General features: G+C 65.4%; 16 protein-coding genes. 10 read left to right on the forward strand and 6 right to left on the reverse strand.

Features of this window, described 5'->3' with window-relative positions:
* The first annotated feature begins 72 nt into the window (after window positions 1-72).
* The 4 genes from ACFR9U_RS08920 to ACFR9U_RS08935 all read left to right on the forward strand — a co-directional run bounded on the left by ACFR9U_RS08920 (window position 73) and on the right by ACFR9U_RS08935 (window position 5,467).
* A complete protein-coding gene (locus ACFR9U_RS08920; protein ID WP_247375130.1) occupies window positions 73-1,587 on the forward strand; it encodes a globin-coupled sensor protein in 1,515 nt (504 codons plus the stop codon).
* An 82-nt stretch (window positions 1,588-1,669) separates the two neighbouring features.
* A complete protein-coding gene (gene dnaJ / locus ACFR9U_RS08925; RefSeq protein ID WP_247375111.1) occupies window positions 1,670-2,824 on the forward strand; it encodes a molecular chaperone DnaJ in 1,155 nt (384 codons plus the stop codon).
* A 257-nt stretch (window positions 2,825-3,081) separates the two neighbouring features.
* Window positions 3,082-3,786 (forward strand): acyl-CoA synthetase family protein, encoded by a 705-nt coding sequence (locus ACFR9U_RS08930; protein WP_247375109.1) that lies wholly within the window; start codon window positions 3,082-3,084, stop codon window positions 3,784-3,786.
* 169 nt (window positions 3,787-3,955) lie between these two features.
* Window positions 3,956-5,467 (forward strand): globin-coupled sensor protein, encoded by a 1,512-nt coding sequence (locus ACFR9U_RS08935; RefSeq protein ID WP_247375106.1) that lies wholly within the window; start codon window positions 3,956-3,958, stop codon window positions 5,465-5,467.
* Between the two features lie 21 nt (window positions 5,468-5,488).
* Here the strand turns inward: ACFR9U_RS08935 and ACFR9U_RS08940 are convergent, their stop codons facing one another.
* Both ACFR9U_RS08940 and ACFR9U_RS08945 read right to left on the reverse strand, forming a co-directional pair.
* Window positions 5,489-7,501: an AMP-binding protein gene (locus ACFR9U_RS08940; RefSeq protein ID WP_247375103.1), complete on the reverse strand. Its 2,013-nt coding sequence runs from the start codon at window positions 7,499-7,501 to the stop codon at window positions 5,489-5,491.
* 229 nt (window positions 7,502-7,730) lie between these two features.
* Window positions 7,731-8,594, reverse strand: coding sequence for a DUF7551 domain-containing protein (locus tag ACFR9U_RS08945; RefSeq protein ID WP_247375100.1), 864 nt, complete (start codon window positions 8,592-8,594; stop codon window positions 7,731-7,733).
* A gap of 119 nt (window positions 8,595-8,713) precedes the next feature.
* Between ACFR9U_RS08945 and ACFR9U_RS08950 the strand changes: the two genes are divergently transcribed.
* Complete coding sequence (locus ACFR9U_RS08950) at window positions 8,714-9,295, forward strand: GNAT family N-acetyltransferase (protein ID WP_247375096.1); 582 nt, start codon at window positions 8,714-8,716, stop codon at window positions 9,293-9,295.
* A gap of 16 nt (window positions 9,296-9,311) precedes the next feature.
* Here ACFR9U_RS08950 and ACFR9U_RS08955 read toward each other — a convergent pair whose 3' ends face one another.
* A complete protein-coding gene (locus ACFR9U_RS08955) occupies window positions 9,312-11,039 on the reverse strand; it encodes a sensor histidine kinase (RefSeq protein WP_247375094.1) in 1,728 nt (575 codons plus the stop codon).
* A gap of 138 nt (window positions 11,040-11,177) precedes the next feature.
* Between ACFR9U_RS08955 and ACFR9U_RS08960 the strand changes: the two genes are divergently transcribed.
* A complete protein-coding gene (locus tag ACFR9U_RS08960) occupies window positions 11,178-12,857 on the forward strand; it encodes an acyl-CoA mutase large subunit family protein (RefSeq protein WP_247375090.1) in 1,680 nt (559 codons plus the stop codon).
* A gap of 82 nt (window positions 12,858-12,939) precedes the next feature.
* Window positions 12,940-13,461 (forward strand): hypothetical protein, encoded by a 522-nt coding sequence (locus ACFR9U_RS08965; protein WP_247375088.1) that lies wholly within the window; start codon window positions 12,940-12,942, stop codon window positions 13,459-13,461.
* 12 nt (window positions 13,462-13,473) lie between these two features.
* Here the strand turns inward: ACFR9U_RS08965 and ACFR9U_RS08970 are convergent, their stop codons facing one another.
* Window positions 13,474-14,202, reverse strand: a complete 729-nt coding sequence (locus ACFR9U_RS08970) for a GNAT family N-acetyltransferase (RefSeq protein WP_247375069.1) — start codon at window positions 14,200-14,202, stop codon at window positions 13,474-13,476.
* Window positions 14,203-14,416: 214 nt separating this feature from the next.
* On the opposite strand from ACFR9U_RS08970, the gene ACFR9U_RS08975 reads away from it, so the two are divergent.
* A complete protein-coding gene (locus tag ACFR9U_RS08975; protein ID WP_247375066.1) occupies window positions 14,417-15,625 on the forward strand; it encodes an Nramp family divalent metal transporter in 1,209 nt (402 codons plus the stop codon).
* A 111-nt stretch (window positions 15,626-15,736) separates the two neighbouring features.
* Window positions 15,737-16,438 carry a maleate cis-trans isomerase family protein gene (locus ACFR9U_RS08980; protein WP_247375047.1) on the forward strand — a complete coding sequence of 234 codons (702 nt, stop codon included), beginning with the start codon at window positions 15,737-15,739 and terminating at the stop codon, window positions 16,436-16,438.
* Between the two features lie 39 nt (window positions 16,439-16,477).
* Here ACFR9U_RS08980 and ACFR9U_RS08985 read toward each other — a convergent pair whose 3' ends face one another.
* Together ACFR9U_RS08985 and ACFR9U_RS08990 are read right to left on the reverse strand one after the other, a co-directional pair.
* Entirely contained in the window at window positions 16,478-18,085 is a 1,608-nt protein-coding gene (locus tag ACFR9U_RS08985) for a hydantoinase B/oxoprolinase family protein (RefSeq protein ID WP_247375025.1), read from the reverse strand.
* Window positions 18,082-20,127: a hydantoinase/oxoprolinase family protein gene (locus ACFR9U_RS08990; RefSeq protein WP_379814343.1), complete on the reverse strand. Its 2,046-nt coding sequence runs from the start codon at window positions 20,125-20,127 to the stop codon at window positions 18,082-18,084. Before ACFR9U_RS08990 ends, ACFR9U_RS08985 begins: the two co-directional genes overlap by 4 nt.
* Window positions 20,128-20,288: 161 nt before the next feature.
* Between ACFR9U_RS08990 and ACFR9U_RS08995 the strand changes: the two genes are divergently transcribed.
* Entirely contained in the window at window positions 20,289-20,837 is a 549-nt protein-coding gene (locus ACFR9U_RS08995; protein WP_247375014.1) for a ribbon-helix-helix protein, CopG family, read from the forward strand.
* Window positions 20,838-20,864: the final 27 nt, after the last annotated feature.

Here is a 20,864-nt window from a genome sequence, read left to right on the forward strand (position 1 = left end):
CGGATATCGAGTGGCTTCGAAGCCGCGTACGACCCCAGAAATACAACGACAGCAGGAATTTCTGTTCAATCTATGGAACAATCCTCAGACGAGATGCACGTTTTCGGGCAGGGCGGGCTCAACGACGAGGTAGACGTCGACGACCTCGTCGACAGCATCGGACTCGACCCGGAAGAGATCGCGTGGCGAAAGGACTTCATCGACTTCGACGAGGGCGACGTGCGCCGTCTCCGTTCGCTCGAAGAGACGTTCCGTGAACACGACGACGAAATCGCGGACCGGTTTTACGACAACCTCTCCCAGTACGACCGGGCGACTGACGTGATCGGCCGCTCGCCGAAGGGGATCGAGGAGCTAAAGCAGACCCAGCGCGCTTACTGGACGACGCTCACGACCGGCGGCTACGACACCGAGTACTTCCAGAACCGCGCTCGCGTCGGCAAACTGCACGAGTTGCTCGATATGCCCGCGAACCTCTACATCGGGCAGTACGGCGTCTACTTCGATCTGTTGCTCTCCGTGTTGACCGAGCAGGTCCAGGAGAACGTCGCATCCCAACTCCGCGAGGCCGGCGTCTCCGAGGATACCATCGATGACGTCGCCGCGGAGATCGACGACGGATCCGACCGGGTCCTCTCGGCGCTCAAGATCATGAACCTGGATCTGCAGGTCGCGATGGACACGTACATCGACAGCCATTTACAACAGATCGAGGCGGAAGTCGAGCGTCGTCGCCAGATCGCCGAGGAAACCCAATCGGCGGCGCAGGACCTGCAGGAGTTCGCGACCGAGGTGTCCGAGAGTTCCCAGCGGATCAGCGATCTCACGAACACCGAAGTGGGGAACATGGACGAGATACGATCCGAGATGGCGAATCTGAGCGCGACCATCGAGGAGATCGCCGCCACGTCGAACGACGTCCACGAGACGAGCGAGCGAGCCCTCGACGCCGCCGCCGACGGACAGGAGTCGGCGTCAGCGGCGGTCGACGTGATGGAAGACATCGAGGACTCCGCCGCCAAAATCGATGCGAAAGTCAGTGATCTGGAGGCCCAGACTGAAGAGATCGGCGAGATCGTCACCATCATCAACGACATCGCCGACCAGACGAACATTCTCGCGCTCAACGCCTCCATCGAGGCCGCTCGCGCGGGCGAGGCCGGCGAGGGGTTCGCCGTCGTCGCCGACGAGGTGAAGAACTTGGCCGAGGAGTCCCAGTCGCAGGCCGATCAGATCGAGTCGATGATCTCCGAGATCAAAACCGACATCCAACAGACTGCGGGCACCATCGAAACGACGGCGACGGATCTCGAGACGGGCATCGAGCAGGTCGAGAACGCCATGGCCCAACTCGACGAGATCGTCACGGTCGTCGAGGAAGCGGCCAACGGCGTCCGCGAGGTCGCCGACGCGACCGACAGTCAGGCGGTCACGGCCGAAGACGTCGCGACGATGGTCGACGACGCGACCGACCGCATCAACGAGATCAACGACGAGATCGAGGAGATCGCGCGAGCGAACGAACAACAGACCGCCAAGGTGTTCAAGGTCACCTCGGATCTCAAACAGCTCAGTGAAGACATCTGACGCCCGTGATGAGCGTCAGTCGGCCGTCCGATGATCGACCCGTTCTTTTCAAGTACCTCAATCGAATATGGATCGGTAACGAATGAGCGAGGACTTCTACGAGGTACTCGGTGTCTCCCGAGACGCCAGTGAAGACGAGATCAAGCAGGCGTACCGGGAGAAAGCTCAGGAGTATCATCCTGACGTTAGCGACCACGACGACGCAGAGGAGAAGTTCAAGAAGATTCAGCAGGCCAAGAAAGTACTGACCGACGAGGAGAAACGGCAGGCATACGACCGGCTGGGCCACGACCGCTTCGAGCAGGCACAGAAGCAGGGCGGCTTCGACGGCGGTGGCGGCCGCCGCGGTGCAGGCGGCGGCAATCCCTTCGGCGGCGGTGGCGGGGGCGGCCCCTTCGGCGACATGGGCGACATCTTCGAGCAGTTCTTCGGCGGCGGCGGGTCCCGAAACGGGCCACGCCAGGGCGCAGACCTGCGAACGTCGCTGGAGATCGACCTCGAAGACGCCTTCAACGGCGCCGAGAAGGAGCTGACGCTCACGCGACCCGAGAGCTGTCCGGACTGTGACGGCAGCGGCCATCCCCCGGGCGCCGATTCGGAAACCTGTCCGGAGTGTAACGGACGCGGACAGGTCACGCAGGTGCAGCAGACGCCCATGGGACGGGTCCAGCAGACGACGACCTGTCGACGCTGCAGCGGGGACGGGACGCTGTACGACGAGACCTGTGACACCTGTCGCGGCGACGGGACGGTCCGCAACGAGGCGACGCTGTCGGTGGAGGTTCCCGCAGGAATCGAAGACGGCCAGACGCTTCGAATGGGCGGCGAGGGCGCACCCGGCGAGAACGGCGGTCCCAACGGCGATCTGCTCATCGAGGTGTCGGTGGCGGACCATCCGGAGTTCGATCGAGAGGGCTCCGATCTCTACTACCAGCACGCCATCTCGTTCCCCCAGGCGGTCTTCGGTGACACCGTCGAGGTGCCGACCATCGACGGGACCGTCGAACTCGAAATCCCGGCGGGGACACAGAGCGGCGAAGTGTTCAGACTGCAGGGCAAAGGGATGCCGCAACTGCGACGGCGCGGCCAGGGCGATCTGTACGTGCGCGCCCAGGTCGTCACGCCCGAAAGTCTCAACGAGGAACAGCGCGAGGCGCTGGAGGCCTTCGCCGAGGCCGGCGGCGAAGAGATCGACGTCGATCAGGGCTTCTTCGAGAAAATCAAAAACAGCTTCTGACCGCCGGTCCTCCGACCGCCAGAATTGAAAGGTTCCTGACTGGATTCGTTCCCCCGTCATACCGCCGAGAACACGTCTCGTCGCCAGAATGTATTATTTACCTTCAATTACGCTTAATATTATCGCGGCCGTATCTAAATTCGGCGCGGGGTCGGTATCGGTCGATCGACCGCTACTTGTAACCCCACCCCCTTCCCCTCGGCGGCCTCGCGCCGTTTTTCCGGGAGTATATGACCCTCGAACGGGTAGCCGTCGGTATGGACGTCATCGGGGACCTCGTCGCACGGGAGCGCCGTCGGAAGGAGCCGCTCGTGTACTCGGACGCCTCGCAACCGTACACTGCGCACAAGTTCTGCACGGACGCCTGGAAAGCAGCGAGCCTCTTCCGGTACCACGGCGTCGGCCCGGGCCGGCAGGTCGCGATCGTCGACGACGCGACGCCACAGACCCTGCTCGCGTTCTTCGGCGCCGCGTTGCTCGGGGCACCTGTCCGCTTCGGCGACCCGCTGGAGGCCGACGCCAGGCTGGTGATCGGTCCGGCAGCTACCGTCACCGACTGGGAGCCGACGCCGGGTACCAAACGGGTCGCGTACGGTGGCCAATCCGACGATCCGGAAGTGATCCACTTCGAGCGCGACGTCTGGAGCGAGAACCCGACGATGCCACCGGACCGGGTCGACGCTGACGCGGACCTGCTGGTGACTGACGGCGAGACCTACAGTCACGATCACCTCCTCGCCGCGACCGAGCAGGTCGTCGCCGAGACTGACCTCTCGGCAGACGACGAGGTAGCCGTCAGGTCCTCGCTCACACAGCCGGGAACGCTCGTCGCCGGGGTTCTCGCACCGCTGTCCGTCGACGCGACGATTCTCGTTCCGGGGGCGGACCGAACGGGGACGGTTGCCGTCACAGCGGACGACGCAGCAGAAGCACGGACGCTCTCCCCCGGAACTGTTCTCTGAATCCGGTCGCCTGTCAGTACCGAGTCACGTTCTCCTCCCCGGCCAGTGACGACGGTCGCGGGTTTTAGCCACTGTCTCGGCGGCGACCAGCGGTCCGATCCCAGTGCACGGGAAGATACCTAACTAGTCGGGGTAACCGCTTAGGTAGGGGTATCGAAACATCAATATCATGACGAGCGATATCACGGATCGGGCAACCGACGCCGGTGACGGGTACAAGATCTCGGCCGCGGATCGGCGAGGGGTCGACGGCGACGCGCTGGCGACGGAGATCGGCATCGACAGTACCGAAATCCAGTGGCGCAAGGCGTTCACCGGGTTCGACGAGGAAGACGAAGCGCAACTGGCGGCAGTCTCTCACGTGTTCGAGGACGTGGCCCAGGACCTGGTCGAGGAGTTCTACGCGCATCTCCAGTCGTTCGACGAGAGCGTCGCGATCCTCCAGTCCTCCTCGAAGGGCGTCGAGATGCTCAAGCGCGATCAAACGCAGTATCTCCTCGACCTCGGCGCGGGAACCTACGAGTCGGACTACTTCGCCCGCCGGGCTCGGATCGGGAAGATTCACGACATGCTCGACCTCGGGCCGAAGGTCTATCTCGGCGCGTACAGCGTCTACTACGAGGGACTGTTGGACGGACTGGCGGACGATGCGGTGTCGGAGTTCGTGCCACCGGGGGCCGCCGACGAGACGCGAGAGACGGCTCAGCAGGTCGCCGACGCTCTCTCCGAACGGATGGGATCGCTGCTGAAGCTGTTCCTGCTCGACCAGGGCGTCGCGATGGACACGTACATCGATTCGTACAGCAACGAACTCGAGAACGAACTCGACCGCCAGCGGGAGGTGGCCGAGACCGTCGATCAGGAGGTCACCGACCTGCAGGCGAAGGCCGGCGAGGTATCGGACCGCTCGAAGGAGATCGGCGACCTCTCGAACGAGCAGGCCGCGAACATAGAGGAGGTGGCGGCCGAAGTTTCGAACCTCTCGGCGACGATCGAGGAGGTGGCCTCGACGGCCGACGAGGTCGACGCACGAAGCACGGAGGCCACGGACCTCGCCGTCGACGGTCAGGAATCGGCGGAGGAAGCGATCTCGATGATGGAGACTGCTGCTGACTCGGCCGACTCCGTCCGAGCCGACGTCGACCAGCTGAACGACCGCGTCGGCGAGATCGACGAGATCGTCGACGTCATCAACGACATCGCCGACCAGACGAACATTCTCGCGCTCAACGCCTCTATCGAGGCCGCTCGCGCGGGCGAGGCCGGAGAGGGGTTCGCCGTCGTCGCCGACGAGGTCAAGAGCCTCGCCGAGCAGTCGCAGGAGTACGCCGGCCAGATAGAACAGCGGATCGAGAACATCCAGCGCGACACCGAGCAGACGGTCGAGAGCCTGGAGACGACGACCACCCAGGTCGACGACGGAATCGAGCAGGTCGAAGCCGCCATGGCGAAACTGACCGACATCGTCGAGAGCATCCAGGACGTTTCGGACGGCATCCAGGAGGTCGCAGCCGCGACGGACGACCAGGCGGCTTCGACCGAGGAAGTCGCGAGCATGATCGACGAGGCCGTCGAGCAGGTACACGACATCTCCGACGAGATCGGCGCCGTCGCGACCGCGAACGAGGAACAGACCCGCCGGATCGAGGAAATCAACGACTCGGTCCAGCGGCTCAACTGAAAGACTTCTGAGTCAGGGCGGTCAGCGAGCGTCTTCGAGCTCGTCGAGCGCGTCGGGATTCTCGATGCTGCTCATGTCGCCGAGGTCCTCGCCGGTGTAGGTCGCCTCGACGGCCCGGCGGATGATCTTCCCGGACTGGGTCTTGGGGAACTCGTCGACGAAGAGAATCTCGCGCGGCCGGAACGGCTTGCCGTGTTCGTCGCCGATCATCGCCCGGATTGCTTCGCGCAGTTCGTCGGTCTCCGCGACGCCTTCCTCGACGATGACGTACAGCACGACGGCGGTCCCGGTCGTGTCGTCGGGGACGCCGACGGCCGCGGCCTGGTTGACGGCGTCGTGTTCCATGGCGGCGCCTTCGACTTCGGCGGGGCCGACTTTGCGGCCGGCGACATTGAGCGCGTCGTCGGCGCGCCCGTGGAGGAACCAGAAGCCGTCCTCGTCTTTCTGTGCCCAGTCGCCGTGGTCCCACAGCGGCGGGTTCTCGAAGGACGACCAGTACTCCTGGAGGTAGCGGTCGTCGCCGCTCCAGAGAGATTTGGTCATCGACGGACAGGAGTCGCGCGCGACGAGATAGCCGCGCTCGTGATCCTCCTTGATGCTGTTGCCTTCCCGGTCGACGACGTCGATGTTCATCCCCAGTCCGGGCCCGCCGAGCGTGCAGGGTTTGAGCGGCTGGGTCGGCATCGGCATGAGGAAACAGCCCATGATCTCGGTCCCACCGGAGATGTTGATGATTGGCGTATCTCCCCCACCGACGTGTTCGTAGAACCACTGCCAGGATTCGGGGTCCCACGGTTCGCCCGTGGAGCCGAGCAGGCGCAGCGACGACAGGTCGTAGCCCTCGACCCACTCGTCGCCCTGCTTTCGGAGTGCGCGAATCGCCGTCGGAGAGATGCCGAACTGGGTGAGTTTGTGGCGGTCGATCATCTCCCAGAACCGATCGGGCTCAGGGTAGTCGGGCGCACCTTCGTACATGAAGATGGTGCCGCCGAAGGCGTGGTTGCCGATAAGCGTCCACGGACCCATCATCCAGCCGATGTCCGACACCCAGAAGAACCGATCCGAGGGCTTCAGATCGAAGCCGAAGTGGAGTTCCTTGGCGGCCTGCATCAGCGCGCCGGAGTGGGTGTGGACGATGCCTTTTGGCTTGCCCGTCGTCCCGGAAGAATAGAGGAGCATCGACTCCTGATCGGACGAGAGTGCTTTCGTGTCGTAGTCGTCGTCCTGGGATTCGACGGCGTCGGTCCACAGTTCGTCGCGGTCGTCGTCCCAGGGAATCTCTCCCGAACTCGCGAGCCCCAACCGATCGAAGACGATGGTGTGTTCGACGTGGCCGGCCTGCTCGATGGCTTCGTCGGCTGTCTCCTTGAGCGTGACTTCGCTGCCGCGGCGCTGGAAGCCGTCGCCGGTGAACAAGACGGAGCACTCGGGGTCTTCGATGCGCGTGGCGGTGGCGTCGACGCCGAAGCCGGAGAAGATGGGGACGGCGATGGCGCCGACTTTGAAACAGCCGTAGAGGATCGAGACGACCTCCGGCACCATCGGCATGTACAGCCCGACGGTGTCGCCAGTCTCGATGCCGCGCGCTTCCAGGGCGTTGGCGACTTTGTTGGCCTGGCGATTGAGTTCGTGGAAGGTGACTTCTCGAATCTCGCCGTCTTCGCCCTCCCAGATGCAGGCGACTTTGTTCCGGGTCTCGCTGTCGACGGCGGCGTGGCGATCCAGCACGTTGTGGGCGATGTTGAGCTCGCCGCCCGGGTACCAGTCGGAAAACTGTGGGCCGTCGCTGTCGTCGCGAACTTGATCGTACTCGTTGTAGAACTCGATGTCGAGGTAGTCGACGAGTTCGTCCCAGAACCACTCGACGCCCGACTCGGGTTCCCCGTCGACCTCGGTGGTCGTGCGCTCGATGAGTTCGTCGTAGTCGTCGACGTCGTACGCCTGCATGAACTCCCAGACGTTCGTCGAGTCGACGAACTCCTGGCTCGGTTCGTGGATCACCTCGTCTATCTCGGTCTGTGATTCTGACGCCATTGGTATCCCGTACGGACATTTGGACCGGACGGACAGTAGTGTTAAGGGTGTACTTGTAAACCACACCAGCCGTCAGCCGCCAGCCGTCACGTGCGTCCACGAAGGTGATCGAAGCAGTTGTCCACTGAGCTGTCCGTCTCGAACTGCCGATCTGCCCTTCTGCTGCGTGAAACGCTGGCCCCGCCACGCTGTCCGGGCGGTCTCGGTCGGGTGATCGCTGTCCGGGGAGTCACCCCGTCGCCTGCACCCAGGCCAGTCCGGTGGACGGTCCGTTCTCGCTCGCCGACACCTCGAATCGCCAGGAGCCGCCGTCGAGCTGCCTGACGTCACTGAGCGCGAGTCGCGCTCGTGGGAGGCGTCGCAGCAGGTCGATGACGATGGGGAGCGTCGGCATCGCGTCTGGTGCCGTCGGAAGCGCGTAGTCGTCGATGGTCACGGTCCAGGACTGCTGTCCCACCACCCACTCCGGGGAGCTCTCGACCGCGTAGTCCCCGATGATGGTGACGGTCTGTAGCCGTTCGAACGTCTGGGTCAGCGGCGTCCCGCCAGTGTTCGGTCCCGGGAACTCGCCGGCGGCGGTCCGCAGGACTCGGGCCTGTTCGGCGCTGGTCAACTGGGAATCGAACTCCGCCGCGAGCGTCGTCAACAGGTGGAGGCAGAGGTCGTCGGGGTCGTCGATGGCGTCGGCGGATTCACAGTACGCGTCCATGATTGCGGATTCGGCGTCGGCGAACCCTTCGGCGGAGAGCGCCTCGAAGACGGCGGCGGCGACGTCGTGACAGAACCCCGTCAGCGAGGCGTTCCGTCGTCCCGTAGCCGTTGCTCGCCGACCCGGCCCGACGCCCAGGCCCTCGGGGACCTCGCAGGCGATGAAGTCGTAGCAGGGCGCGCGCGGGTCCCACCGCCTGAGCACGGCGCGATATGTCGTCGCTGCTTCGGCCGCTTGCTCGGCCGTCGCCCGATCCTCGAACCGCGCGTCCGTGACCGGCACGGGGCGCACCCCTGTTCGCCCGCACAGGACGCAGAAGTCGCCGTCGTCTCTCGCCAGGGACTCGATTCGCGCGCGGAGCTTTCCGAGGGTCTCTCCGACCATTTTAGGCTACCCTAAAACAACGCCGTGAAAATAGGTTTCGGTCGGGGACGTTCCCTGCGGACGTTCGCGTCGTCTGAGTGCGATAAACCCTTTTCACTGGGGGCAGCCAAGAGACGAGTATGTACGTCCGGGACGCGAAAAACCGTGAGGAGGTCTGGCTGCTGGATCACATCGAGGAGATGGGCCTGGACGAGACCGCTTTCCGCTCGCGCGATTACGTCATCGCCATCGACGAGGAGACGAACGAGAAGGCGGGCTTCGGGCGCATCCGCATCCACAAGACCGACGACGGCGACGTGTGTGAACTCACGTCCATCGGCGTCCTCGACGACTGGCGCGAGCAGGGCGTGGGCGCACACGTCGTCGAGCGACTGATTCAGAAAGCCAGTGACGAGGGCTTCGAGACCGTGTACTCCCTGACCGACGCACCGGAGTATCTCAAGCAGTTCGGCTTCGACGGCATCCAGACCGGCAACCTCCCAGCGAAACTCCAGAGCCGACTCGACGAGAAACGCGAGATGAGTGCACCCGACGCCGTTCCGATGCAGTTGACCGTCGACGAGTTCACGATGCCTCGCAAGTTCCGCGAGGCGTTCAAGCGCGCCGACCCGAACGAGGGCGACGGGGAACCCGAGGAAGGACCGGAAGATTTCGGCATCGATCCGGACGAGGCCACCTACAAGTACGACACCGGCCGCTAAGGGTCGGGCGGCCTCGTCAGTTCGACGACTCGGTGACCGAGGAGCGTGGACCGTGCTCGTTGTTTCGTTCCTGCGGCTGCCGGTCTGTCAGTGACGCGATGCCGGTCACCTCGAACCGTGCGCCCCCCGACTCGCTTTCCGTGACTGCGATCTCCCAGCCGTGGGCCTCGACGATGCTCTCGACGATGGAAAGCCCGAACCCGGTTCCGTCCTCGTTGGTGGTGTAGCCGTCCTCGAACACGTCGTCGCGTTCGTCCGCGGGAATGCCGGGGCCGTCGTCGGCGACGTAGAACCCGTCTTCGGTCTGGCCGACGGTAACGGTGGTCGTCTCGCGGCCGTGTTCGATCGCGTTCCGGAACAGGTTCTCGAACGCTCGCAGGAGTCGAGACTCGTCGGCCGCGAACGGACAGTCGGCCACGACCTGCAGTTGTGCGTCGGCGGTTTCTACGTTCCGCCAGGCGCGAGTGGCCAGGGACTGAAGCGAGACCTGCATCCGGTCGTCGACCTGCTGGCCCTGGCGGGCCAGCGTGAGCACGTCGTCGATGATGCGGTTCATGCGCTCGTGGGCTTCCTTGACGTCCTCGAAGTGTTCGGGCTCGTCGTTGACCATGCCGAGTTCCAGTTTCCCGGACGCGACGTTGAGCGGATTGCGCAGGTCGTGCGAGACGACGTTCGCGAACTGTTCGAGCTGTTCGTTCCGGCGTTCGAGTTCCTGCTGGCGGCGCTTTTGCTCGGTGACGTCGTTGACCAGGAACAGCCGCCCGATGACGTTGTCGTGTTCGTCGGACAGCGGTGTGTTCTGAACCTGGTACGTGTTCGTGCCGAAGTCGACCTCGGCTTCGACTTCGTCTGTGGTGTCTGCGGCGTTCTGGAAGGTGTCACGGACCGCCGGGTAGCCGGCCAATGCCGCCGTCGCGTGGCGTCCGATGACGTCCTCGTTCTGCAGGTCCAGCAACTCTCGCCCTTTCGGGTTGACGTCCACGACGCGGTCGTCCACGTCGAGCACGAACACGCCAGCACCGATGTTGTCGACGACCGTGCTGCGGGCGATCGGGACGATGTTGAGGAAGTCCTGACTGAACATCGCCCACCACAGTGCTAACCCGGTGATGGCGAACGCCAGCGAGGTGATGTCCACGGAGACCGGTCCGAACAGGTACAGGACGTTGCCGATCCAGGGTGCGAACACGCCCACGAGGAATATGCCGACCTGACGCTGATAGATGTACTCCGAGCGGAACGCGAACGTGACGAACATGACTGCGGCGGCGCCCATCAACACGTACGAGTAGGTCGTGTGGACGAGGAACAGCGGCCCTTTGATGAACGCGTAGCCGAAAAACGAACTCGCGTCTCTCGCCCCGTACTGGACGAAGTGCTGTTTCAACGGCGGAACCCACACCGCGACGTTGGTGAGGACAGGATGGACGAGCAACAGCGCGACCGTCTTTCGCGTGATGTATCGCTCGCGACCGGTGTATCGGAGGGCGAGCAGGAACAACAGCAGCGTCAGCACCGGGATCGCGAGGAACTGCGACCGTGCGATCGGTCGCACGATCGGCGTTCCGGCGAAGTGGACGATCAACGACGTGGTCGCCATCCAGTAGACGAGCGTGGCGAAGATCCCGACCAGTAGCGTGGCGCCGCGTCGCTCGCGGCGTCGCCAGGCGTACACGCCGACTCCCACGCACAGCAGTATCCCGACCGCCAGAATACTGTGATACAGCATGGCGTGGGTACTCATGTCCCAGGTTTATTCACTGCCGATTTATATACTCATTGGCAAAATCGGCGGTTTCGGTCGCGGCGAGTTGGCTGGCTAATATATAAACTTCGATGCGCTCGAACAATGTTTATACGCTGCCGCCTCGGAATCGGAGATATGTTCGACGAGGAGGACCTCCGGGAGATTCGGTCCGCCAAAGCCGACTGGGAAGAGGAGTCGGTCGAGCCGACGGTCGAACGGTTCGGCGAGCGCAAAGACGAGTTCACGACCGATACCGGGGGCCACACCGTGGACCGGCTGTACACGCCGGCCGACGTCGAGGACCTCGACTACGGGGAGGACCTCGGGTTCCCCGGGCAGGCACCGTACACGCGCGGCGTCTACTCGACCGGGTACAGGGGTCGCCTGTGGACGATGCGCCAGTACGCCGGCATGGGGACGGCCGCCGAGACCAACGAGCGATTCAATTACCTGCTCGATCAAGGCCAGACCGGCCTCTCGATGGCGTTCGACCTGCCCACGCAGATGGGCTACGACTCCGACAACGCCATGGCCGCCGGCGAAGTCGGGAAGACGGGCGTCGCCATCGACTCGCTGGACGACATGGAGACGGTGTTCGAGGGCATCCCGCTGGACGAGGTCTCGACCAGCATGACCATCAACGCGCCGGCCAGCGTGCTGCTGGCGATGTACATCGCCGTCGGCGACAAGCAGGGCGTCGACCGCGAGGAACTGCGGGGCACCATCCAGAACGACGTGCTCAAGGAGTACATCGCGCGCAACACCTACATCTACCCGCCCGAGCCGTCGATGCGCATCATCACGGACATCTTCGAGTTCTGTGCCGACGAGGTACCGAGCTTCAACACCATCTCCATCTCGGGCTACCACGTCCGCGAGGCCGGCTCGACGGCCGCCCAGGAGATCGCCTTCACGCTCGGGGACGGCATCGAGTACGTCGAGGCCGCCCTCGACGCCGGCCTGGACGTCGACGAGTTCGCCCCGCAGCTCTCTTTCTTCTTTGCCTCCTACAACAACATCCTGGAGGAAGTCGCGAAGTTCCGGGCCGCTCGCCGCATGTGGTACAAGATCATGGAGGAGCGCTTCGACGCGGACAACCCCAAGTCCAAGCAGTTGAAATTCCACACGCAGACGGCCGGCTCGACGCTGACGGCCCAGCAGGTCGAGAACAACGTCGTCCGCGTCGCCTACCAGGCGCTCGCCGCCGTGCTCGGTGGCACCCAGAGCCTCCACACCAACGGGAAAGACGAAGCGGTCAGTCTCCCGACCGAGAAGTCCGTGCGGACGGCGCTGCGCACCCAGCAGATCCTGGCCCACGAGTCCGGCGCGGCCGACACCATCGACCCGCTGGCCGGCAGCTACTACGTCGAGAGCCTCACCGACGAACTCGAAGCGGAGGCGTTCGAGATCCTCGACCAGATCGACGACCGCGGCGGGATGCTCCCCGCGATTCAGGACCAGTGGGTCCAGCGGGAGATTCAGGACACCGCCTTCGAGCGCCAGCAGGAACAGGAAGCGGGCGACCGGATCATCGTCGGCGTCAACGAGTACCAGGTCGAGGAGGAGGAAGACGTGGACATCGAGGAAGTCGACGAGGAACTGGAACAACAGCAGATCGACAGCCTCGATTCGCTCCGCGCCGAGCGCGACGACGAGGCCGTCGAGGCCAAACTGGAAGCCGTTCGCGAGGCCGCGCGCGGCGACGAGAACCTGATGCCCTATCTCATCGACGCGGTCAAGGTGTATGCCACGACCGGCGAGATCTGTAACGCGATGCGCGACGTCTTCGGCGAGTACCGCGGCGGCGGCGTCTGAGCCGGCCGACGCTGGTCCTGGTCGGCGTTCTCGGCGCGGGTGCGCCACAATCGTTTAGTTTCCGAGGTCCTTCTCACCGGGAGTGACAACACGATCCGTCGCGCTCGGCCACCTCGTCGACGAAGATCGCCGATGTACGGCCGACTCAGTGTCCCTCTCGACGGACGCGGACGCCTGCGAACGCGTCCGGACGTACCTCGTCACGGCGGGGTCGGTCCGCGGGAGCGAAGCGACGACGTGGGTGTTCGGCCGTCGCGCCGTCGACGAACAGTTCGTCCTCGTCGAGTTCGGAGCCCGCGACGACCCGGCTGCGACCGCCTGCCTGCTGACGGACACCGGCCACCTGCTGTTCGACCGCGGCGGGCCGCTGGTGGCAAACGAGTACGTCGCAGCGTTGCTCGGCGGATACATTCAGTTCCACGACGGCGAGTTCGAACTCCACGCCGAACCGATCGGCGGGATCGACGCACTCCGGGCTGCACGGGACGAACTCACGGGGACGGGCCTTGTCGACGACGCCGGCGAAGGCAAAGGTCCGTTCGCCGACGGGCTCTCACGGTTGGCGACGGGTCTCGACGACGCGATCGCAGAAACGGAGGCCTGAGAGCGGCGACTCTCAGAGGGGAAGTTCCATCATCACTTCGTCGACCGGATCGCCGTCGATCCGGTAGTGCCCCTCTCTGACTGCTTCGACGGCGGCGCCGCAGGCCTCGAAGAACTCGATGGCGGCCGTGTTGGTCGCCGGGAAATTGTTGTAGAGCTTCGTCAGGCCCTCCTCGCGCGCCCATGCGAGGGCGCGCTCGATGAGGAGGCGGCCGATGCCGTTGCCGCGGTACTCCTCGACGAGGCCGATCGTGACTTCGGCGGTGTGGTCGAGTTTGTCCAGTTCGGGCACGTCGAGGTGCACCCAGCCGACGACATCGTCTTCGACCTCTGCGACGAAGAACACGCGCGACTCGAACTCGTTGTGCCGAAGCAGCGATCCCTCGTAGTCGAGCTGTTGAGCCACGCTCTCGGCCTCGATGTAGGTGCCCGCCTCGACGACCTGTCGGATGGTACCGACGATGCCACCGATGTCGTCCTGGCGGGCCGGGCGAATCGTCGCCGTGAACTCGCCCAGCTCGTACTCCTCCTCGTCGCCGGTGTCGAGGGCGATCTCGAAGGCGCCGTCGTGCCGTTCGAGATAGCCGTCGCGCGTGAGCATCGAGAGGTGGTGTCCGAGCCGTCTGGATTCGTACTCCATCGCAGTCTGCAGTTCGTCGCGGCTGACCCGACCGTGGCGCTCGACGTACTCGTAGACGCGTTGTCGTTCTGCTTCCAGGTCGACGGGCCCCAGCGAATCCATGTGGTCCCTGTCGGCGCCCCTGGAACTTAGTTTTTGACTCGTGGTAACATCGGTCGTGTCAGGGGAATACTCACAGTTGGGACACTGCCTCGATCTCTCGGCGCCGTCTTCATACTGAATCACATCCGGTGCCCCTGCCGTACACACCCCTCATAACAACTGTTATCTCCGTCTCATAGCAGGTTGAGAACAGTTAGCGCAGGTCAGTACACATATGAGTATTGTCGAACGAATCAAGGCAATCGGTCCCGGTGCGATGGTCGCCGCGGCGTTCATCGGTCCGGGAACTGTCACGACGGCGAGTGTAACGGGCGCGCGGTTCGGCTACGCGCTCATCTGGACGATCGCGTTCTCGGTGATCGCGACGATCGTTCTCCAGGAGATGAGCGCGCGACTGGGGCTGGTGACGCGCGAAGGACTGGGCGAAGCGCTCCGGGAGCGGTTCGACAACCCGCTGCCGCAGTTCGTGAGCATCGCCCTCGTCGTGAGCGCGATCGGCATCGGGACGGCGGCCTACGAGGCCGGGAACATCCTCGGCGGTGCGGCCGGCCTCGCGACGATCACCGGCGTCAGCCAGACGGTCTGGGGTCCCCTGATGGGTCTCATCGCCGGCGTCCTGCTGTGGACCGGGAACTACAAACTCATCGAACGCGCGCTCATCGGCCTCGTCGCCATCATGGGCGTCTCCTTTCTCATCGACGCGATCCTCATCGGGCCGGACGTCGGCGCCATCATGGGCGGGTTCGTCCCGCGAGTTCCGGACGGCTCGGCGTTCGTCATCACGGGCCTCATCGGGACGACCGTCGTCGGCTACAACCTCTTCTTGCACGCGAGCAGCGTCCAGGAACGCTGGAGCAGCGTCGAGGACCTCGGGGAGTGCCGGACCGACACGGTCCTCTCGATCGTCGTCGGCGGGTTCATCACGCTCGCGATCTTGACGACGGCGGCCGCCGCGTTCCCCGTCGGCACCAACATCGAGGACGTCGGGACGATGGCCCAGCAGCTCGAACCGCTCGTGGGCACGCACGCGAAGATCTTCTTCAGCATCGGGCTGTTCGCCGCCGGCTTCACTAGCGCGACCACGGCGCCGCTGGCCGGCGCGTACGCGACCGCCGGCGCGCTCGGCTGGGAACGCGATCTCACTTCGACGCGCTTCCGCGCCGTCTGGGGGACTATCCTGCTCGTCGGCGTGGTCTTCTCCGCGCTCGGAACCAGCCCGGTTCAGGCCATCCTGTTCGCACAGGTCGCCAACGGCATCCTGCTGCCGATCATCGCGCTGTTCCTCATCTACGTGATGAACGACCGGACGACGCTCGGCGACTACGTCAACACGACGCCACAGAACGTCCTCGGCGGCGTCGTGACAGTCGTCGTCGTCTGGCTCGGCCTCCGGACGCTCCTGTCCATCGCTGGCGTTATCTGAGTCTTCCACACACTCACTTCTCATGCACATCCGATTCGACGTCGACGGCGACCGTACAGACGCGCGACCGACAGACCCAGCCACTGTGACAGGCTGCCAGGAGGGACGGTTGTGACGACCAGACTCGGCGTCATCGTCCCCTCCTCGAACACGACCGCTGAACCGGAGTTCGCAGCCGCCTTCCCGGGGGTCGCGACCGTTCACACCGCGCGGATGCCGCTAGCTGACGTGACGGCTGACGCACTCGACGAGATGGCCGACGGCGCCGCCGACGCTGCCGAGCGCCTCGCCGACGCCGACGTCGACGGCGTTGCCTACGCGTGTACGTCCGGCAGCTTCCTCCACGGCGCGTCGTTCGCGCGCGAGCTGGAGTCGCAACTCGCGACTGCGGTGGACGCGCCCGCAGTCGTGACGGCGCTGTCCGTCCGGCGAGCCCTCGACGCCCTGGACGCGAATGCGGTGGCCGTCGTCACGCCATACGTCGACGACATCAACGAGCGCGAACGCGACTACCTGGACGACGCTGGGTTCGCGGTCGAGACGCTTGACGGACGCGGCATCGTCGACAACACGGTCATCGGCGAACTGACGCCGGACGACGCCGTCTCACAGGTGCAGGCCGCGGTCGATCCCACCACCGTCGACGCCGTGTTCGTCTCGTGTACGAACTACAATACCCTGCCGGCAGTCGAACGGCTGGAAGCCGATCTCGGGGTCACCGTCGTGACGAGCAACCAGACGACTGCCTGGGACCTCTGTCGGGAACTGGAACTTCCGACGACGGCAATTCCCGGCAAGCTGGGCGACACCTAACGGTCGCGCCGACTCGTTTTCGAAAAAGAACTGCGATCGTCAGTCGTCGCTGACCTTCTCGTCCGCGCGATCGCTGTCACGTGCCGCCTCGTCGCGGTCAGCCGGGTCGCCGTAGCCGCCACCGCCCGGTGTGCGGATGGTGACGGTGGTTCCGGCCGGCGCGTCCTGCGTGGTCTTCGCCGGTACTGCGTCGTCGTCGATCAGGTTCTGGCCCGTGGCTCCGTCCTCGCCGCCGTCGACGCCGGCCGGTGCGTGTCGTCGGCGTTCGGTCAGCAGTGAGACCACGGAGTCGGTCTCGACGGTGATCGCGCGTTCGAGGCCGAGACCGCCGCGATGCTCGCCGTCGCCGCCGCTGTCGGAACGGAGCGCGTAGCGATCGACGCGGAGCGGGTACTCCGTCTCGATGGACTCGACGGGCGTGTTGAGCGTGTTGGTCATCCCGACCTGGACGCCGTCCATCCCGTCGCTGTCGGCGCGGGCACCGAACCCGCCCGCGATGGTCTCGTAGTAGGTGTAGCCGTCGGCGTCCCGGCTGCCGATGATGAGGTTGTTCATCGTGCCCTGGCCCTGGGCGGGGACCGTCTCGGGGACGGCGTCGGCGAACGCGTCGAGGACAACGTCGGTCACCCGCTGGCTCGTCTCGACGTTGCCGCCGACGACGGCCGCCGGCGGCGTCGGGTTCAGCAGTGAGCCTTCGGGTGCCTCGACGCTGATGGGGGCGTAACAGCCGTGGTTCGGGGGGATCTCGGGGTCAGTGACGGCTCGGACGACGAAGTAGACCGCGCTCTTGGCGACTGCCAGCGGCGCGTTCATGTTCCCGTTGACCTGGTCAGCCGTGCCGTCGAAGTCTACCGTGACGCTTTCCCCGTCGATCGTGACCGTCGCCGCGATAGGGACGTCGTCGTCGGTGACGCCGTCCCCTTCCATCACGTCCCTGGCGTGGTATGTTCCGTCTGGAACGTCGGCGAGTTCTGCGGCCACGCGGTCGTGGGAGTACTCGATGACGGCCTCGAAGGCCGAGGCGAGTCGGTCGCGGCCGTGCTCGTCGACGAGTTCGCCGACGCGCTCGGCGGCCCGATCGTTGGCCGCGAGCTGTGCCCGGATGTCCGCACGGCGCTCGTCGGGGTTGCGGACGTTCGCGAGCACCACGTCCAGCACGTCGTCGACGACGTCGCCGTCGGCTCGGAGCCGCACGCCCGGCAGTCGAAGCCCCTCCTGGTAGATCTCGGTCGCTCCGGCGGGCATGCTCCCCGGCGTCATGCCACCGATGTCGGCGTGGTGTGCCCGCGTCACCGCGTATCCCACAATTGTGCCTTCGTGGGCAATCGGGGAGACGATGGTGACGTCGGGGAGGTGCGTTCCGCCGGCGAAGGGATCGTTCAGGAGGTAGGCGTCGCCGGGTTCGGGATCGCGGTCCCGGATGGCGTCGACGGCTTCGGGCATCGCGCCGAGGTGGACCGGGATGTGCTCGGCCTGGGCGACCAGTCGCCCGGTGGCGTCGAACAGCGCCGCCGAACAGTCCTGGCGCTCCTTGATGTTCGGGGAGTAGGACCCGCGGATGAGCACGTGGCCCATCTCCTCGGCGATGCCTTCGAGTTGGTTGCGCAGGATTTCGAGCGTGATCGCGTCGATGTCGGATTCGGTCATTGGTCGCCCTCCGTCGTGAGCACCATCGTGCCGTCCGCTTGCACTTCTCCGGTCCAGGCCGGGGGCACGACGGTGGTGCTCTCTTTCTGTTCGAGAACCGCCGGGCCGGACACGGTCGCACCCGGCGGGAGCGACCGCCGGTCGTAGATGGCGGTCTCGTAGGCGTCGCCGCCGAAGTACGACTCGCGCGTGCCGAGGCGTGCCTCGCCTGCGGCGTCGTAGGCGGTTTCGGCGATGCCTCGCTCGACGCGTGCGGTCGCCCGCAGGTTGACGAGTTCGATCGCCTCGTCGATGCTGTAGCCGTACGCGCGCTCGTGGGCGGCGTGGAACCGCTCGCGGAGCGCGGCCGCGTCGAAGTCGTCGTCGATGGGCACCGGCAACTCGAAGCTCTGTCCCTCGTAGCGGAGGTCCGCGACGGTTTCGACGGTCGCGTCGGCCGAGTCGGCGACGTCGGCGAGGACTTCGGCAGTCAGTTCCTCGAGCGCATCGTCGACCGTCGCCGGCTCGGCGTCGGCCAGCAGCGTGAGGTGCGTCCGGACCGCGTCGTACTGCTCGTCGGCGTCGAGCAGGCCGTACGCCGAGAGGACGCCGCCGGCCATCGGGACGATGACCGACTCGATGTCGAGGTCGGCGGCCAGTTCCGCGGCGTGCATCGGGCCGGCACCCCCGAACGCGACGAGGCCGTACTGACGCGGGTCGAACCCCCGCTCGACGGTCACCTCCCGGATGGCGCGGGTCATCTTCGCGTTCGCGACGCGGTAGACGCCGTGTGCAGCGTCGAGCGCCGAGTCGAGGCCCGCCTCGTCGGCCAGCGCCGCGAGTGCGTCGTGTGCGGCTTCGACGTCGAGGTCGAGTTCGCCGCCGAGCGCGGTGCTGTCGCCGATGTAGCCGAGGACGACGTTGGCGTCGGTGATCGTCGCTCGCTCGCCGCCGCGACCGTAGCAGGCCGGTCCCGGTTCGGAGCCGGCGGACTCGGGACCGACGCGCAGCGCGCCGCCCGCGTCGACCCACGCGATGGACCCGCCGCCGGAGCCGATGGTGTGGATGTCGACCATCGGCGTCCGGACGGGGATGCCGTCGATCTGGGTGTCCGTCGTTCGCTCGGCGTCACCGTCCCGGACGAGGCTCACGTCGCTGGAGGTCCCGCCCATGTCGAACGTGACGAGGCCGTCGAGGTCGTTCTCGTTTTGTACTGTGGACGCCGCTCGGTTGGCGCCGACGACGCCCGCCGCCGGCCCCGAGAGGACCGTCGTGACGGCGTGCTCTCGGACGGTGGTCGCGTCGGCGATGCCGCCGTTAGACTGCATGATGCGCGGTGCTGGGACGCCCTCGTCGGCCGCTCGCTCTTCGAGGCGGCCGACGTACGCGTCGATCTTCGGGGTAACGTAGGCGTCGACGGCCGTCGTTGCCGTCCGCTCGAACTCGCGGAACTCGGCCAGCACCTCGTGGGAGGCCGACACCGGCACGTCGAGTTCCTCGCGGAGGATCTCCGCGGCTCGTCGCTCGTTTTCGGGATGTGCGTAGGCGTGCAGGAACGCGACGGCGACGCTCTCGGCGTCCGCGGCGCGGATGTCTGCGGCGACCGCTCTGACGGCCGACTCGTCGACCGGCTGTTCGATGCCCTGGGGCGTCGCTCGTTCGGCCACCTCGAAGCGACGGCGGCGGGGGACGAGCGCGGCCGGTTTCTCGGCGTCGAGGTCGTACAGCGCGGGCCGGTCCTGGCGGCCGATTTCGAGCACGTCGCGGAACCCCTCGGTCGTGACGAGGGCCGTCTTCGCGCCGTCGCGTTCGAGCAAGGCGTTCACGGAGACGGTCATCGCGTGGGTGAACTCGCGGATCTCGCTCGGGTCGATGCCCGCGTCAGCGCAGGCTTTCCGGATGCCCTCGATGACGCCGTTGCTCTGGTCCGCCGTCGAGGGAACTTTCGCGGTCACGAGATCGCCCGCTTCGGTGATGAGCGTGACGTCGGTGAACGTGCCGCCCACGTCGACGCCGACGCGCGGTCGCTTCACGCGGTGGTCACCTCCCGTTGGCTTCGATATCGTGGTGCTGTGACTATCGTTGGCATCGTATCTGTGACTATCTCTCACAGGTCCCGAAATCCGCAAAAGGGTTGTTATGACCGTGACATCCGAGATGTGAATCCGTGTGAACGCCGGCAGTGAGCGGAGCGTATTTCCGGTCCTGGCTCCCGGTGTTCTACATGGTCGCCGACCGGATCACCGTCTCACTCGACGACGACGCTCGCGACGCGCTGGACGAGCTGGTCTCCCAGACCGGTGAGGGAAACAGCGTCCTCGTCCGGCGTGCGCTCTCGTTCTACGCGGCGAACTACCAGGCTGCGACGGCCGAGGCGAGCGTGGACCTCGAAGAGTACTACGAACTCCTCGCGGGGGGAGAACACGCGCTGCTCGACATCGACTTCCTGCACGTCCTGCTGGCGAACGTCAAAGACGACGACGGCGAGTGGCCCGAGACGTTCGTCGCCGACGTCGACCGGGTCGCCAACTTCCACGCCGCCGAGTACGCGGACCGCTTCGACACGCTCGGCGAACTGCTCGACTGGCTCTCCGTCTGTGGCTTTCTCACCGTCCGCGAGAGCAGCGCCGACACGTTCCACGTTGTCTTCCCGACGGAGGACGTCAAGTGGTTCATCCTCCGATTCCTGCGCAAGAGCACGCGCGACCTCCCCTTCGATCTGGAAATCGAAGAAGGCGTCTCGAAAGTCCTCCTGACGAAGATCGAACCCTGATCGGAATCGACCCGGGCGGTCGTTCCG

The sequence above is a fragment of the Halorientalis brevis genome (assembly GCF_042678165.1).
In the GTDB taxonomy this organism is placed as follows: domain Archaea; phylum Halobacteriota; class Halobacteria; order Halobacteriales; family Haloarculaceae; genus Halorientalis; species Halorientalis brevis.

What these genes read in the sequence shown, in the direction of transcription:
- ACFR9U_RS08945 (WP_247375100.1), bottom strand. Translation starts at nt 8,594, where the DNA reads ATGGTCGGAGAGACCCTCGGAAAGCTCCGCGCGCGAATCGAGTCCCTG.
- ACFR9U_RS08985 (WP_247375025.1), bottom strand. Translation starts at nt 18,085, where the DNA reads ATGACCGAATCCGACATCGACGCGATCACGCTCGAAATCCTGCGCAAC.
- ACFR9U_RS08940 (WP_247375103.1), bottom strand. Translation starts at nt 7,501, where the DNA reads ATGGCGTCAGAATCACAGACCGAGATAGACGAGGTGATCCACGAACCG.
- dnaJ (WP_247375111.1), top strand. Translation starts at nt 1,670, where the DNA reads ATGAGCGAGGACTTCTACGAGGTACTCGGTGTCTCCCGAGACGCCAGT.
- ACFR9U_RS08975 (WP_247375066.1), top strand. Translation starts at nt 14,417, where the DNA reads ATGAGTATTGTCGAACGAATCAAGGCAATCGGTCCCGGTGCGATGGTC.
- ACFR9U_RS08935 (WP_247375106.1), top strand. Translation starts at nt 3,956, where the DNA reads ATGACGAGCGATATCACGGATCGGGCAACCGACGCCGGTGACGGGTAC.
- ACFR9U_RS08950 (WP_247375096.1), top strand. Translation starts at nt 8,714, where the DNA reads ATGTACGTCCGGGACGCGAAAAACCGTGAGGAGGTCTGGCTGCTGGAT.
- ACFR9U_RS08995 (WP_247375014.1), top strand. Translation starts at nt 20,289, where the DNA reads ATGGTCGCCGACCGGATCACCGTCTCACTCGACGACGACGCTCGCGAC.
- ACFR9U_RS08960 (WP_247375090.1), top strand. Translation starts at nt 11,178, where the DNA reads ATGTTCGACGAGGAGGACCTCCGGGAGATTCGGTCCGCCAAAGCCGAC.
- ACFR9U_RS08920 (WP_247375130.1), top strand. Translation starts at nt 73, where the DNA reads ATGGAACAATCCTCAGACGAGATGCACGTTTTCGGGCAGGGCGGGCTC.
- ACFR9U_RS08955 (WP_247375094.1), bottom strand. Translation starts at nt 11,039, where the DNA reads ATGAGTACCCACGCCATGCTGTATCACAGTATTCTGGCGGTCGGGATA.
- ACFR9U_RS08930 (WP_247375109.1), top strand. Translation starts at nt 3,082, where the DNA reads ATGGACGTCATCGGGGACCTCGTCGCACGGGAGCGCCGTCGGAAGGAG.
- ACFR9U_RS08970 (WP_247375069.1), bottom strand. Translation starts at nt 14,202, where the DNA reads ATGGATTCGCTGGGGCCCGTCGACCTGGAAGCAGAACGACAACGCGTC.